Annotated in this window: 5 protein-coding genes; all 5 read left to right on the top strand. The window is 71.8% G+C overall.

Annotation, left to right across the window (positions count from 1 at the left end; translation table 11 throughout):
* Positions 1 to 28: 28 nt before the first annotated feature.
* The 5 genes from J8403_RS01625 (at position 29) to J8403_RS01605 (ending at position 16512) form a co-directional block, all read left to right on the top strand.
* Complete coding sequence (locus tag J8403_RS01625) at positions 29 to 904, top strand: ABC transporter ATP-binding protein (protein ID WP_281427896.1); 876 nt, start codon at positions 29 to 31, stop codon at positions 902 to 904.
* A gap of 76 nt (positions 905 to 980) precedes the next feature.
* Positions 981 to 2036, top strand: a complete 1056-nt coding sequence (locus J8403_RS01620) for an iron-siderophore ABC transporter substrate-binding protein (protein ID WP_211121474.1) — start codon at positions 981 to 983, stop codon at positions 2034 to 2036.
* Positions 2033 to 3826, top strand: a complete 1794-nt coding sequence (locus J8403_RS01615) for an ABC transporter ATP-binding protein (protein ID WP_211121473.1) — start codon at positions 2033 to 2035, stop codon at positions 3824 to 3826. The genes J8403_RS01620 and J8403_RS01615 overlap by 4 nt, the downstream gene beginning before the upstream one ends.
* A 64-nt stretch (positions 3827 to 3890) precedes the next feature.
* Positions 3891 to 14825 carry a non-ribosomal peptide synthetase gene (locus J8403_RS01610; RefSeq protein ID WP_211121472.1) on the top strand — a complete coding sequence of 3645 codons (10935 nt, stop codon included), beginning with the start codon at positions 3891 to 3893 and terminating at the stop codon, positions 14823 to 14825.
* Positions 14812 to 16512 (top strand): ABC transporter ATP-binding protein, encoded by a 1701-nt coding sequence (locus J8403_RS01605; protein ID WP_211121471.1) that lies wholly within the window; start codon positions 14812 to 14814, stop codon positions 16510 to 16512. Before J8403_RS01610 ends, J8403_RS01605 begins: the two co-directional genes overlap by 14 nt.
* Position 16513 lies beyond the last annotated feature (1 nt).

Genomic DNA, 16513 nt, shown 5'->3' with positions numbered 1-16513 from the left:
TCAGGCAGACCTCAATACAGGGGGACTTGTGAGCGCCGAGCGCACCACCGAGATCGAGCCCGGGGCCCAGGGCATCCCACGGCTGGCGGCCGAAGGCGTCTCGGTCGGGTACGGCGGCCGGGCCGTCATCGAGGATCTGGATGTGACGATCCCGCCGGGCGTGATCACCACGATCATCGGCCCCAACGGCTGTGGCAAGTCGACCCTGTTGCGCACCCTGACCCGGCTGCTCAAGCCGGCCAAGGGGGCCGTGGTGCTGGACGGCGAGGACATCGCGGGGCTCAGGACCAGGGACGTGGCCAAGAAGCTGGGCCTGCTGCCGCAGGCGCCGGTGGCGCCGGAGGGGCTGACGGTGGCCGACCTGGTCGCCAAGGGGCGGCATCCGCACCAGAGTTGGCTGCGGCAGTGGTCCTCGGACGACGCAGGTGTGGTGGAGCGTGCGCTGGCCATGACCGGGGTGTCGGAGCTGGCAGATCGCCCGGTCGACTCGCTGTCGGGCGGGCAGCGTCAGCGCGTCTGGATCTCGATGACCCTGGCTCAGGGCACCGATCTGCTGCTGCTGGACGAGCCGACCACTTATTTGGACCTGGCGCACGCGATCGATGTGCTGGACCTCGTGGACGACCTGCACGAGTCGGGCCGCACGGTGGTGATGGTGTTGCACGACCTCAATCTGGCCACGCGCTACAGCGACAACCTCATCGTGATGCGGGCGGGTTCGATCCTGGCGCAGGGGCATCCGCGTGAGGTGATCACCGCCGAGTTGCTGGACGAGGCATTCGGGCTGCGCGCCCTGGTGATTGACGATCCGGTGGGCGACCGGCCGCTCATCGTGCCGATCGGCCGTACCCACGTCCAGCTCGATCAGGTTCCGCCAAGCAATGCAAAAGTAAGGCTAGGCTAGCCTCACTTCGCCGGGATAAGGTTTGCCTGCCCTTAGTCAGGGGCGCAACGGACGGCGCGACAGCAAGGGATTCCGGATGCTCCTCCATCGAACGACGCGTAGGACGCCAAGGCGGCGGTTAGCGGCGGCGCTGTTGGCCGCGGCCCTCGGTGTCGGCCTCCTCGCGGGATGCGGTTCCGACTCGACGGACGAGGCGGGCGACGACACCCCGGCCGCCGCCTCCGGCGCGTTCCCCGTCACCGTGGAGCACGCGTTCGGATCCACGAAGATCACCAAGGCTCCCCGGCGGGTGGTCTCCGTCGGCTACACGGACGACCAGGCCATGCTGGCGCTCGGGGTCAGACCGGTCGGCATGGTCGACCAGTATCCGAACCCGGCGGGCAAGAAGCCCGACCTCAACACCCAGTGGCCCTGGGTGAAGGACAAGTGGGGCGACACCCGGCCCGAGGTCGTCATGAAGAACGGCGACACCGGTCCCAACTACGAGAAGATCGCCGCCCTGCGGCCGGACCTGATCGTGGCGGTGTACTCCGAGATCGACAAGGCCGCCTACGACAAGCTCTCCCAGATCGCCCCGACCGTCGGCCGCACCAAGGGCGAGAAGGAGCCGTTCAGCGCCCCGTGGCAGGACAACGCCGTCCAGATCGCCAGGGCGCTGGGCCAGGAGAGTGAGGGCACCAAGCTGGTGCAGGGCATCGAGGACAAGCTCGGCGCGGCCAAGAAGGCGCATCCGGAGTTCGCGGACCAGACCGCGGTCATGCTGTCCTGGTACAAGAACTCGGTGGCGCCGTTCACCTCCACCGATGTGCGCGGGCGGCTGGTCACGGGCATCGGCTTCACCTACCAGACCAAGATCGACAAGATCGCGGACGGGAAGTTCTACACCGTCCTGTCCCCCGAGCGCATCGACCTGGTCGACGCCGACCGCGTCTTCGTCATCAACGACAGGGCCGACCAGCAGGCGCTGAAGAAGTTCCAGCTCTTCACCAACCTGGACGCGGTGAAGAAGGGCAAGGTGTCCTACCTGCTGGACAGCGAGGGCCCGGCCGTCGGCGCGGCCATCTCCCAGGGCACCCTGCTGTCCCTGCCCTACGCGATCGACGAGCTCGTCAAGTCGGTCGGCCGGGGGTGAGCACCACCGAGGCGCGCCTCACCCCGGCCACGGCGACCCTGCGCACGGCGACCGGACGCGTGGCCACCCGATGGGTCGCGGCACACTGCCGCGAGGTGCCCTGGCTGACGGCCGCCACCGCGCTCACCACGGTGGCCGGGGCGGCGCTCCAGGTGCTCCCGGTGATCCTCCTCGGCCGGGTGGTCGACGGGGTGGTCGAGGGCGAGCCGCGCTCGACCCTGGTCACGATCGGGGTGGTGATGGGGGCCGCGGCGCTGTTCGGCGCGGCGGCCACCGCGGTATCGACCTACCTCATCGGACGGCTCGGCGCGGATCTGCTCGCGCGGCTGCGCGAAGGCGCCGTCCGAGCGGTGCTGGGGATGCCGAGCGCACGGATCGAGCAGGTCGGCCGGGGGGATGTGCTGTCCAGGGTCGGTGACGATGTGGCCGTGCTGTCCAAGGGTATCCGCACGGCCGTCCCCACGGTGTTCTCGGCGGGCGTGCTGGTCGTCATCGCCACGGCCGGCATGTTCGGCCTCGACTGGCGGCTCGGCCTGGCGGGCGCCGGTGCGCTGCCCGCGTACGCGCTGGCCCTGCGCTGGTATCTCCCCCGCTCCGCCCCGCTCTACCAGCGGCAGCGGGCGGCCCAGGCCGACCGTGCGCAGGCGTTGATCAGTGGCCTGAAGGGGATCGACACCGTCCGGGCGTACCGCCTCGAAGGCGCCTTCCGCGAGGAGGTCGGCGCCGAGTCATGGCGGGTGCGCGATCTCGGTATCGAGGTGTTCCGGTTCTTCGGCCGCTTCGTCGGCAGGGAGAACCGCGCCGAGTTCATCGGGCTGGTCCTGATCATCGTGGTGGGGTACTCCCTGCTGGAGGCCGATGCCGCCAGCCTGGGCGACGTCTCCTCGGCCCCCCTGATCTTCCACCGGCTCTTCACCCCGCTGGGCTCCATCATGTTCACCTTCGACGAGGCGCAGAAGTCGGGCGCGAGCCTGACCCGGCTGGTCGGGGTGGTGGGGGAGGCCGCCGAGGACCGGCTGGTGGGCGACGCGGCCGTCTCGCCGGCGGACACCGGGCCGTACTCGGTGACGGTGGAGGGGCTCACGTATCGCTACCCCGACACCGAGGAGCCGGTCCTCCGGGACGTCAGTCTGACGATCCCGGCCGGAGGTTCGCTCGCGCTGGTGGGGGCGACCGGCGCGGGCAAGTCCACGCTGGCCGCGCTGATCGCGGGCATCGGGACCCCGCAGGCCGGGTCGGTGCGCGTCGGGACGACCGACCTGGCCGGTCTGGACGAGGCCGGGGCGCGGGCCCTGGTGAGCATCCTGACGCAGGACACCCATGTGTTCTCCGGGCCGCTCGCCGAAGACCTTCGGCTGGCTGCGCCGCGGGCGAGTGATGCCGAGCTGATGGACGCGTTGCGCACGGTCGGCGCCGATAGATGGGTCGACGCGCTGCCCGATGGGCTCAACACCATGGTCGGCGAGGGCGGAGAGCGCCTGGACGTCACCAAGGCGGCCCAGATCGCCCTGGCCCGGCTGGTGCTGGGCCGGGCGCCGGTGGTGGTGCTCGACGAGTCGACCGCGGAGGCGGGCAGCGAGGGCGCCGCCGAGCTGGAGCGGGCCGTGCTGGCCGCGTGCTCGGGCCGGACCACGCTGTTCGTGGCGCACCGGCTGACCCAGGCGATGGCGGCGGACCGGATCGCCGTGCTGGACGCGGGCCGGGTGGTGGAGCAGGGAACGCACGCGGAGCTGGTGGCCCTGGGCGGCCGGTACGCACGACTGTGGCGGGCCTGGCGCGAAGGCAGTTAGACACCCCCTGATTCAGATGAGCTTTTCATGACGTGGAAGGGATGCTGAGTCTTCGATGTCTTCGATGGTGGAACCGGGCGCTCGTCGCGTACTGCTTTCTCCCGGACAGGCTGCCGACGTACGCCGGCGGATCGGTGACTTCTCCGACCGGACCATCGCCGAAGCGTGTGCCATCGGGCTGTCGTACTGGGCGACGGGCCTGAGCCCCGACGGCATCGACCTCACCCCCGCCACCCTGTTCGCCGATGTCCTCGGGTGGGTCGACAACGGCGGGGCGGGGCCGGCCGGTTGGGAGGTCGGCGCGGACGACCGGAGCATCACCGTCCCCGAAGGCGTCGGGCCGGACGATGCGCAGGTCGCGCTGGACGACCTGACCGACTTCCCCGACCGGCCCATCGGCACCATCTCCCCGGCCGGCGTGGCGGCCCGGCTCGAGGCCCTGGCCGGATGGAACGACACCGGGGCCGACCGGATCCGCCCGACCATCGTGGAGCTGTTCCGCGAGCAGGCGCGGACCAGGCCGGACGCCGTCGCCATCGTCGACGAGCACCGGTCGCTGACCTACCGTGAGGCCGCCGAGCTCTCCAGCCAGTTGGCCCACCACCTGATCGAGCGCGGGCTGGGCCCCGAACAGGTCGTCGGCATCTCACTGGGCCGCTCCGCCGAGATGGTGATCGGGCTGCTCGCCGTACTCCAGGCCGGGTGCGCGTTCGTGCCGCTCGATCCGCAGTGGCCCGCCGCGCGCCGGGCCGTGGTCATCGACGACGCCCAGGTCGTGGCGCAGCTGGGCGCCTCGGCCGAAGGCGACCCGGCCGAACCCGAAGCCGTGGCCGTCGACCTCGGCGACTGGCGCTTCGGTGCCCACCCCACCGGGGGCACCGGGGTCACCGTCCCCGGCAACGCCCTGGCGTACGTGATCTTCACGTCCGGTTCGACCGGGCGGCCCAAGGGCGCGATGATCCGGCACGAGGCGATCAGCGAGCGCCTGCTGTGGCAGGGCAACGAGATCCTGGGCTTCGGCCACGACGACGCGTCGCTGTTCAAGGCGCCGCTGTCCTTCGACATCTCCATCAACGAGATCTTCCTGCCGCTGGTGCACGGCGGCAGGCTGGTCATCCTGCGGCCCGGCGGCGAACGCGACCCGCACCACCTGCTGAGTGTGATCGCCGAGCAGCGGGTCACCTTCACCTATCTGGTCTCCTCCATGCTGGACGTGCTGCTGGAGATGGTGGGCGACTCCGGGCGGCTGGACAGCCTGCGCCATGTGTGGTGCGGCGGCGAGGTGCTGACCCCGGAGCTGTACGAGCGGTTCCGTACCCGGCTCGACATCCCGCTGTACCACGGCTACGGCCCGGCCGAGACCACGATCGGCGTCTCGCACGTCATCTACCGGGGCGCGGCCGAGCGCCTGTCGACATCGATCGGCAAGGCCAACCCGAACACCCAGCTGTATGTGCTGGACAACGAGCTGCGGCCGGTCCCGGTCGGCGTCGGCGGCGAACTGTACGTGGGAGGATTCCTCCTGGGCCGCGGGTACATCAACGCGCCCGGCCTGACGGCGTCCCGCTTCGTGGCGAACCCCTTCGCCGCGGACGGGTCCCGGCTGTACCGGACCGGAGACCTCGCGCGGTTCGCCCCGGACGGCTCGCTGGACTTCCTCGGCCGGGCCGACAACCAGATCAAGATCCGCGGCATGCGGCTGGAGATCGAGGATGTCGAGGTCGGTCTCGCGGAGCACCCCGGGGTGCGCTACACCTGCGTCCTCGCGAAGAAGAACGCGGCGGGCAGCACCTACCTGGTGGGCTATGTGATCCCGGCCGCCGGGAGCGAGGACCTGCGCGCGGACGAGGTCAGGGAGTGGGCCGCCGGGCACATGGTGGAGTACATGGTGCCCGCCCATGTCGTGGTGATGAAGGAGTTCCCGCTCACCGCGAACGGCAAGCTCGACCGCCGTGCGCTGCCGGAACCCGCGATCGGGACGGGCTCGATCGTCCAGCCCACCACCGAGAACGAGCGGGTGCTGTGCGCGGCGGTCGCGAAGGTGCTGCGGCTGGACGAGGTCGGCGTCGACCAGGACTTCTTCCAGCTCGGCGGAGACAGCCTGCTGGCGATCTCACTGCTGAGCGCGGTGCGCGACGCGGGTCTCCACCTCACGGCACGGCAGATCTTCACCAACAGCACGGTCGGGGCGCTGGCGGCGGTGGCGAGCCGGGAGGACGCCTCCACCGCGGACGACCGAGATGTGGCGACCGGTGCCGTCATGGGATCGCCCATCGTGCAGTGGCTCGGCGAGACCACCGACGCAATCGACGGCTTCGTACAGTCCGTTGTGCTGAACACCCCGGCGGAACTGACCGCCGACGCCCTCGACCCGATCCTCGCCGCCGTGGCCGCGCGGCACGACATGCTGCGCGCCCGGCTGGTGCGCGGCGAGCGCTGGAGCTTCGACATCCCGGCGGCGGACCGGGCCACGCCGTCGTGGCAGGAGAGCGACCGGCCGGTCGAGGAGTGTGTCGCGCTCGCCACCGGCGGGCTGGACCCGGACCGGGGCGTGATGCTGCGTGCCGTCTGGCGACGCGCGGCACGGCAGTTGGTCGTGGTCGTCCACCATGTGGTGATCGACGGGGTGTCCTGGCATGTGCTGATGGACGACCTGGCCACGGCGTGGCGGCAGTTGTCCTCGGGCGCGCCGATCGAACTGCCCCCGGTGGGCACGTCGTTCCGGCGCTGGACGCAGCTGCTGGGCAATGCCACGTTCGACGCGGACCGTGGCTACTACGAGCGTCCGCTGCCGGGAGTGGACGGCCCCGTGGGCAGGCGTGCGTTGCGCGACGCGGACACCGTCGCGCGGGAGCGGGTGCGGACCGTCTCGGCCGGACCCGAGGTCACCGCCGCGCTGCTGGGTGAGATCCCCGCGAAGTTCCACGCGGGCGTGGGCGATGTGCTGCTGACCGCGCTCGCCGTCACCCTCGCCCGATGGCGCCGCGACCTCGGTCAGGACCAGACGTTCGCGCATATCGAACTCGAAGGCCACGGCCGCGAGGGACGATTCGTGGCGGAGGCCGCCGGTTTCGAGCCGGAGCTGTCGCGGACCGTGGGCTGGTTCACCACTCTGTTCCCGGTGACCGTGGACCCCGGAGCGGCGGCCGATTTCACCGCGCCCGACTACCTGGCCGCCGCGCTCAAGGCGGTCAAGGAAGACCTCGCCCGCGTGCCGTCCAACGGCGTTTCCTACGGCGCCCTGCGGTATCTGCACCACACCGCGTTCGACGCCCCCGCACCGCAGGTGCTCTTCAACTACCTGGGCCGCTTCGACGCGGGCGCCACCGGGGACTGGCAACTCAGCTGCGCCACTGCCCAGTTGGGTGAGAAGCGCGACCCCAGGATGCGCCTGCCGCGCTCCCTGGAGTTCAACGCGATCGCCGAACCCGCATCGAGCGGCGCGTACGAGGAACCCGCGTCGAGCGGCGCGTACGAGCTGATCACCACCATCTCCTGGCCCGACGGGATGTTCACCGACGAGGACATAGCCACCATCGGCGGATACTTCCGGGAGACCCTGACCGCCCTGGCCGCGCTCGACCGGGGCGGCCACTCGCCCAGCGACTTCGGCCTGGTGCGGCTCACCCAGGCCGACGTCGACGTCCTGGACGGACCGGCGCTGCGGGACATCCTGCCGCTGACCCCGTTGCAGGAGGGCCTGTACTTCCATTCGGTCTTCGACGACGACTCGGCGGGCGCCTACGTCGAGCAGCAGCTGCTCAGCTTGGACGGGGAGGTGGACGCCGACCGGCTCGCGGCGGCCGCCACCCGGTTGCTCACGCTGTACCCGAACCTGGCGGCGCGGTTCACGGCCCTGGCCGACGGCCGTGTGGTCTCCGTGCTGGAGAGCGGGGTGCGGGCGCCGTTCACCACGCTCGACCGCCCCGGGATCACCGACGCCGAGATCCGCGCATACGCCGAGCGGGACCGCCGCGCCGGGTTCGACCTGGCCACCGGCCCGCTGATGCGGTACACCCTCATCCGCGCGGGCTCCGGCCGGAACGTCCTGGTGCAGACCGTGCACCACATCATCGCCGACGGCTGGTCGGTGCCACCGATGCTCCGCGCGCTGCTGGCCGAATATCACGCGCCGGGGACCGTGTACCCGCTCGGCGGCTTCCCCGACTACGTACGGTGGCTCGCGGAGCGCGACGACGACGAGAGCGACCGGATCTGGCGCGATCAGCTCGCCGAACTGCCCGGGCCCTCGCTGGTCGCCGAGGGGCACACCCCGTCCGGCCGGTTCGCCGACATCGCCGTGGCACCGGAGGAGGACATCGACGCGGCCGCCCGGTCGGCCGGTGTGCCGCTGAGCGTGGCCGTGCACAGCGCCTGGGCGGTCACGTTGGGCGGGATCCTGCACGGCAGCGATGTGGTGTTCGGCTCCACGGTGTCCGGGCGCGACGCACAGGTGTCCGGCATCGAGGACATGGTGGGTCTGTTCATCAACACGATCCCCGTGCGCGCCCGGTGGGCCGGCACCACCACGGCCCGAGACCTGCTCGCCTCGGTGCGGGAACACCAGAGCGCGGTACTGCCCCACCAGCATGTCTCGCTGGCGAGGATCGGCCGCCTGGCCGGTGCCGGAACCCTGTTCGACACCCTGGTGGTGTTCGATGTCGCGACCGATGTGGCCGCCCTGCGGGGGGCGGGCGACGAGCTGGTCATCACCGACATCGTGAACGAGGGCGCCCCGCACTACCCGTTGACCCTGGTGGTGGAGCGCGCTCCCGACGGCCGTCCCCGCTTCAACCTGATCCATGACGGCGAGCTGCTGCGGGAGGCGAGCGCCCAGGCGATCCTGCGCACGTTCACCCGGACCCTCACCGGCCTGCTCACCCGCCCGGGCGCCCTGGTCGGCGACGTGGTGCCCGAGGACACCCGGCGTCCCGCGCCGATCACCCCGACCACCCTGGGCGCACTGTTCGACGCCGCCGCGCGCCGCGACCCGGCGGCCACCGCCGTCACCCAGTGCGGCCTCGACGGCGCAACCCGGTCACTGACCTACGGCGAACTGGCGGCCGCGAAGAACGAACTGGCCTCCGCCCTGCGCGCGGCCGGTGCCGGACCGGGCAGGCGCGTCGCCGTGGCCGTACCGCGCTCCCTGGAGCAGGTCGTCGCCCTGGTCGCGATCGTCACCGCGGGCGGCGCGTATGTACCGCTGGACCTGGCGTACCCGGACGAACGGCTGCAGTACATCCTCGCCGACGCCGCTCCGCAGGTCGTTCTCGTGGACCGCGACCAGCGCGAGCGCTTCACCCGGCTGCTGGCCCGGGCGGGCGTGGCGGCCCGTGTGCTCGTATCCGGGGACGAGCTGCCGCGGGCCGACACGGAAGCCGGGCCGGAGGCGAGCCGGCACGACCCCGCCTACGTCATCTACACCTCCGGATCGACCGGCACACCCAAGGGCGTCGTCGTCCCGCACTCCAGTGTGGTGACGCTGCTGGCGAACACCCGGCCCGCCATGGATTTCGGCCCGCATGACGTGTGGGTCCAATTCCACTCCTTCTCCTTCGACTTCGCGGTCTGGGAGCTGTGGGGCGCGCTGGCGCACGGCGCCGAGCTGCTGGTGCCGGAGTACGGGCTGACCCGTTCGCCGGTCGACTTCCACCGGCTGGTGCGCGAGCGCGCAGTGACCGTGCTCAACCAGACCCCGTCGGCGTTCTACCAGTTCATCGAGGCCGACCGGCATGCGGGCGAGCCGGTCACCGCGCTGCGCCGGATCATCTTCGGCGGCGAGCCGCTGGATCTCGGGCGGCTGCGCGGCTGGGTCGACCGGCATGGCACCGGTGCGCCCGAGCTGGTCAATATGTACGGCATCACCGAGACCACCGTCCATGTCACCCACCGGGTGCTGACCGACGAGGACTTCGGTGTCGGCGGGGACGTCAGCCCGATCGGCGGCCCGATCCCGGGCCTGGCCACCTATGTGCTCGACGACCGGCTCCGGCCGGTGCCACCGGGCCGGGTGGGCGCCATCTACGTGGCGGGCGACCAGGTGTCGCTCGGCTATCTGGGCAGGCCGGGGCTGACCGCGGGCCGTTTCGTGGCGAACCCGTTCACGGGGGACGGCTCCCGCATGTATCACACCGGTGACCTCGCCCGCCGCACGCTCGACGGTGAGCTGGAGTTCACCGGCCGCGCCGACGACCAGGTGCAGCTCAAGGGCTTCCGTATCGAACTCGGCGAGGTGGAGGCCGCCGTCAGGGCGCTCGACGGTGTGGTGGACGCGGCCGTCACCGTGGCGGACAGCGGCGACCACCTGGTGGCGCATGTGGTGGGCCGGGTGCCCGCCGATGTCACCGCCCTGCTGTCGGCGAAGCTGCCCGTACATATGGTGCCGGGCCGGGTGCTGCCGGTGGACGCCCTGCCGCTGACGGTCAACGGCAAGCTGGACCGGAAGGCCCTGACCGCACGCGCCGCACAGGACGCCACCCCGGCGGCCGGCCCCTCGGACGGCGGGGACGCCGTACTCACCGCGCTGGTCGGCATCTTCGCCGACACCCTGCCCGAATCCGCCGTGGACGGCGACACCGACTTCTTCCGGGCCGGGGGCGACAGCATCGTCGCCATCACCGTCATCAACCGGGCCAGGGCGCTGGGCCTGCCGATCGCACCACGGGACGTGTTCCTGTTCAGGTCACCGCGCGCACTCGCCGAGCACCTGGGGACGAGCACACCGCAGGCCGGGCCGCCTGCGCCCGCCCGCCACCAGGACGGCCCGCTGCCGGCGACGCCGATCATCCTGCGCCAGCGCGAACTGGGCGGTTCGCTCGCCCGGTTCGCCCAGGCCAGAACGGTGGTGGCCCCCGACGGCACCGGATTCGCCGACGCCGAGCGCGCCGCGAACGCCGTCGTGGCCGCGCACCCGGCCCTCCGGCTGCGGCTGCGCGTCGAACACGGGGTGTGGGAGTTGCGCACCGAACCCGCCCGCGAGGTCCCCGTCGTACGGGCGGACACGGCCGACGCGACCACCGCGGCGAATGAGGCCGCCGGACGACTCGACCCCGAATCCGGGGAGGTCATCGCCTTCGCGTGGCTGGAGGCGAGCCGGACCCTGGTGGTCACCGTGCACCACCTCGCCGTCGACTCGGTGTCCTGGCTGATCCTGCTGGACGACCTGGCCACCGCCCTGCGCGGGGCGCCCCTGCCCCCGCCGACCACGTCCTACGCCGAGTACGCGGAAGCGCTGGCGGCCCGGTCCGCCCATGCCCTCGACGACCTCGGGCACTGGCTCACCACGCTCCGGGCGCCCGCCCTCCTGCCCGCGGTCGAGCGAACACGCGAGACCACCGTCGTGCTCCCGCCCGAGGTGAGCGACCGCGTGACGCGTACCGCGCCCACCGCACTCGGCGTCGGCCTCACCGAGCTGCTGTGCGGCGCGCTGCGCACCGCGCTGACCCACATCCAGCCATCGCCCACCGACCTCGCGATCGAACTGGAGCGCCACGGCCGGGTCCCGGGGCTGGAGCACCACGACTACACCCGCACGGTCGGCTGGTTCACCTCCATCGCACCCGTACGGCTCACGGCGCACAGCGACCCGGTCGCCGCGGCGTACGAGGTCGCCGAACGCCAGCCCGACGAGCACGCACACGTCGCCTACGGCCGGCTCAGATACCTCAACCCGCAGACGGCCCCGCTGCTCACCGCCCGCCCGCAGGTGCTCTTCAACTACCTGGGCCGGGGCGGCGAGTCCCAGGCCCCGCACCTCACCGGCGGCGACCCGGGCAGCCCGTACGCCGTCGAGGTGAACGCGTGGACCGACGCGGCCACCGGCAGCCTGCACGCCGTCTTCACCCTCGCCGAAGGCATCCCGGACGCGATCACCGGCCACTGGCGCAGCGCACTGGAACGCCTCGCGGACGCCTCCGCGACGGCCGAGCGCACGGCACCGGTCACCCCGCTCCAGCGGGGCCTGTACTTCCAGGCCCAGATGGCGGGTTCGGCGGGACACTACGTCGCGCAGAGCTGGTTCACCTTCGACCGGCGCCTGGACACCGACGCGCTGTCCGAGGCGATGGCGTATGTGATGGCGCGGCACCCGGTGGTGGCCGCCGGCTTCGCCACCGACGACGACGGAAACCCGGTCCAGGTCCTGGGACCGGGCCGGCGCGTCCACGTCCGTACGGTCGAGCTCACCCGTGACGCGGACGTGGAGGCGCTGCGCGCCCGGGACCGCGATACGGGATTCGACCCGGGCGAGCCCCCGCTGATCCGGATGACGGTGGTGCGGCTGCCCAGCGACCGCGACGGGCTGCTGCTCAGCTACCACCTGCTGCTGTGGGACGGCTGGTCCCGCGAGATCGTGCTGCGGGACCTGTTCGACGCCTACCAGGCCGTCCTCGACGGCGGGTTGCCCGACCCGGTCCCGGCCACGCCGAGCTTCGAGGACCACGCCCGGGCGCTCGACGCCAAGGACTCCGCCACGTCGGAACGCTTCTGGGCCGAGCACCTGGCCGGTCTCCCCGGCCCGACCCTGCTCGCCGGACCGGCGCCGTCCCTCTCCGACGACCTGCCGCGCGCGCTCGTGCACACGCTGTCCGCCGAGCGGTCGGAGCTGCTGAGGGCGGCTGCCAGGACGCACGGCGTCACCCTGAACTCGGTCCTGACCGGCGCGTTCGGCCTCCTGCTCGGCGCCCACACCGGCCGCGGCGACGCGGTGTTCGGCGTGACCGTCTCCGGCCGGGAGGGCGAGGGGCTGGACGGCATCGTCGGCGTGCTGCTCAACACCGTCCCCATGTGGACGCGGGCCCGGCCGGACGACACCGTCAGCACGTATCTGTCGGACGTACAGGCGGCCAGGGTCGAGGCGATGGTCCACGAGCATCTGGGGCTCGGCGAGATCCAGCGGGCCACCGGGCACGACACCCTGTTCGACAACCTCTTCGTGCTCCAGAACTTCCTGGACATGGACGCGTTCGCCGAGATGAACGCCAGGCACGGCATCACCTCGGTGACGGCCGACGACTCCACCCACTACCCGTTCACCTGGGTCGTCAACCCCGGGGAGCGGCTCACGGTCAAGCTGGAGTACCGCGACGAGGACACCGCGAACGCCCGGCGGCTCCTCGACGGCTATCTGCGGGTGCTCGACGATCTGGCCCGGGCCACCGGGCCGGTCGGCGCGCTGCGGGGACTGGGACCGGAGCCCGTGCCCGCCGAACGCACCGACATCGGCACGGACACCGTGGTCGACCGGTTCGACCGGGCGGCGGACCGTGACCCGCGGCGGACCGCGCTCGTCGCCCACGGCTCGACCATGACCTTCGCCCGGCTGAGGGACCGCAGCCGCGCGGTGGCCGGTGTGCTCGCCGGGCGCGGTATCGGCCCCGAGACGACCGTGGGCCTGGCGATTCCGCGCTCCCTGGACTCGATCGTGGCGCTGTTCGCCGTGCTGCGCGTCGGCGCCGCGTATGTGCCGCTGGAGCTGGACCACCCGGACGAGCGGATCGCCGCGATCGTCGCGGACGCCCGCCCCGATGTGATCCTCACCGTGAGCGCCGTGTCCCCCCGGCTCACCCCGCTCACCGGCGACCTGATCGAGCTGGACCGCCCGCTGCCCCAGGCCGAGCCGTACCGGACGTATCGGCCGGAGGATCCGCACCGCCTGCGGCACCCCGCGTACACGATCTACACCTCGGGCTCGACCGGGAAGCCCAAGGGCGTGGTGACCGAGTACGCCGGGCTGACCAACATGCTGATCAACCATCAGCGCCGGATCTTCGAACCGGTGCTGGCGGACCACGGCCACCGGGTCTTCCGGATCGCCCACACCGTGTCGTTCGCCTTCGACATGTCATGGGAGGAGCTGCTGTGGCTCGCCGACGGCCACGAGGTGCACATCTGCGACGAGGAGTTGCGCCGTGACGCGCCCCGGCTGGTCGAGTACTGCCTCGAGCACCACATCGACGTCATCAATGTGACCCCGACCTATGCACAGCAACTGGTGGCCGAGGGCCTGCTCGACCACCCGGAACGGCGGCCGGCGCTGGTGCTGCTGGGCGGCGAGGCCGTCACCCCGGCGCTGTGGCAGCGGCTCGCGGAGACCGAGGGCACGGTCGGCTACAACCTGTACGGACCCACCGAGTACACCATCAACACCCTGGGCGTGGGCACCTTCGAATGCCAGGACCCGGTGGTGGGCGTGGCGATCGACAACACCGATGTGTACGTGCTGGACCCGTGGCTGCGGCCGCTGCCCGACGGCGTTCCCGGTGAGCTGTATGTGTCGGGCATCGGCATCGCCCGCGGCTATCTCGGGCAGCCCGACCAGACCGCGCACCGCTTCGTGGCGTGCCCGTTCGGCGCACCCGGCGAGCGCATGTACCGCACCGGCGACCTGGTGGCCCGACGGCCGGACGGCAACCTGATGTATCTGGGCCGCATCGACCAGCAGGTCAAGATCCGGGGGCACCGGGTCGAACTGGGCGAGGTCGAGGCCGTGTTCGCCGCGCACCCGGCGGTGCGGTTCGTCGCCGCGGTCGCCCAGCCCGATCCGCAGGTCGACGGCGCCTACCGGCTGGCCGCCTACCTCGTCCTGGACGGCTCGGACCTGGCGGAGGTCGCCACCGACGTGGGCACCGGGCTGCCGGACTTCCTGCGCCCGACGCACTACGCGCAGGTCGACAGCATCCCGCTGACCGTCAACGGGAAGGCTGACACCAAGGCGCTGCCGGAGGCCAAGCCGCTGGGCACGCTGACCACGGCGGGGGAGCGGGCGCCGCGGACCGGGAACGAGACCGTGGTGTGCGAGTTCTTCGCCGAGGCACTGGACCTGGATGACGACGAGGTGAGTGCGGTGAGCGATTTCGTGTCCCTGGGAGGGCACTCCATGCTGGCGGTGCGGCTGATCGGGCTGCTCCGCCGCGAGTACGGCCCTGTGATCACCATCCGTGACCTGTTCACCCTGCGAACCCCGGAAGCGATTGCCCGCCACCTTGATGACCACGCCTGACACCCAGCGGCCCCGCCCGGGGGCCGACATCCTCCGGACCGCACTGCGCCGCAACGTCGGCGCCATGGCCTGGGGCACCGTCCTCATGGGCCTGTACCAGGCCGGTGAGACCGCCTTCCCCATCGCGCTCGGCCTGATCGTCGAGCACACGATGCGGGACCGCGGCCTCGGCTCGCTCGGCCTGGCGATCGCCGCGCTGGCGGTCATCATCACGACGGTGTCGCTGTCGTGGCGGTTCGGGATGCGCGTCCTGCAGAAGGCCAACACCACCGAGGCACACCGCTGGCGGGTGAAGGTCGCGGCCTACGGTCTCCAGCCGGTGGCCAGGGACGTCGACCTCAAGTCCGGCGAGGTGCTGACCATCGCCACCGAGGACGCCGACCAGACCGCCGACATCATCGAGGTGGTGCCGCTGCTGGTCAGCTCGCTGGTGGCGGTGCTGGTCGCGGCGGTCGCGCTGGGCCTGGCCGATGTCCGGCTCGGCCTGCTGGTGATCGTGGGCACCGTCGCGATCCTTTCGATCCTGAGCGTGCTCTCCAGGCGGATCGGCTCCAGCACCCGCGAACAGCAGGCCCGGGTGGCGCGGGCGGGGGCGAAGGTCGCGGACCTGATCACCGGCCTGCGCCCGCTGCACGGCTTCGGCGGCAACCACGCGGCGTTCGGTTCCTATCGCAGGGTCAGCACGGAGGCGAAACACCAGGCGATCACCGTCGCCAAGGTCAACGGCGTGTACGCGGGCACCGCACTGGCCCTCAACGCGGTCCTCGCCGCCGCCGTGACCCTGCTGGCGGGCTCACTGGCCTTCAGCGGCCGGATCACCGTCGGGGAACTCGTCATGGCCGTGGGGCTGGCGCAGTTCATCATGGAACCGCTCAAGCTGTTCTCGGAGATGCCGAAGTACGTGATGATGGCGCGCGCGTCCGCCGAGCGGATGGCGCTGGTGCTGGCCGCCCCGCCGGTGGCGGCCGACGGGCGGGAGCGCCCGGCCGCGGGCGGAGACCTCGACCTCGACTGCGTCCGGTACGGCTCGCTGCGCGAGCTCAAGTTCACGGTGGCCGCCGGCGAGTTCGTGGCGATCGCGCCCTACCAGCCGCGCGCGGCGGCCGACCTCGCGTCGATCCTCGCCGTGAAGGTCCCGCCCGCCGCGTACGAGGGAGCTGTGCGGGTCGGCGGGCAGGAGCTCGCCGACCTGTCGATCGAGGCGGTCCGCGAGCACATGCTGGTGAACCCGTACGACGGGGAGATCTTCGCGGGCACCCTCGGCACGAACATCGATCCCTCGGGCACCAGCCGGATGGTCCCCGAGGCCGTCGAGGCGTCCATGCTGACCGACGTCGTCGCCCTCCACCGCGAAGGACTCGACTACGGCGTCCGCGACCGCGGCGCGAACCTCTCCGGGGGACAGCGCCAGCGGCTGTCCCTGGCCCGCGCCCTCGCCGCCGACACCGACGTCCTCGTCCTGCACGACCCGACAACGGCCGTCGACGCCGTCACCGAACAGCTCATCGCGCGCAACATCGCGAAGCTGCGCCGGGACCGCACCACCATCGTCATCACCAGCAGCCCGGCGCTCCTGAACGCCGCCGACCGGGTCCTCGTCCTGGACGACGGCGTCATCACCGCCGGAGACACCCATCGCAACCTCCTCGCCACCGACCAGGACTACTGCCTGGCGGTGGCCCGGTGAC

Source organism: Streptomyces yatensis (assembly GCF_018069625.1).
Lineage (GTDB): Bacteria > Actinomycetota > Actinomycetes > Streptomycetales > Streptomycetaceae > Streptomyces > Streptomyces yatensis.
Note: the sequence above shows the minus strand (reverse complement) of the source record. Positions and strands in the feature narration are given on the sequence as shown.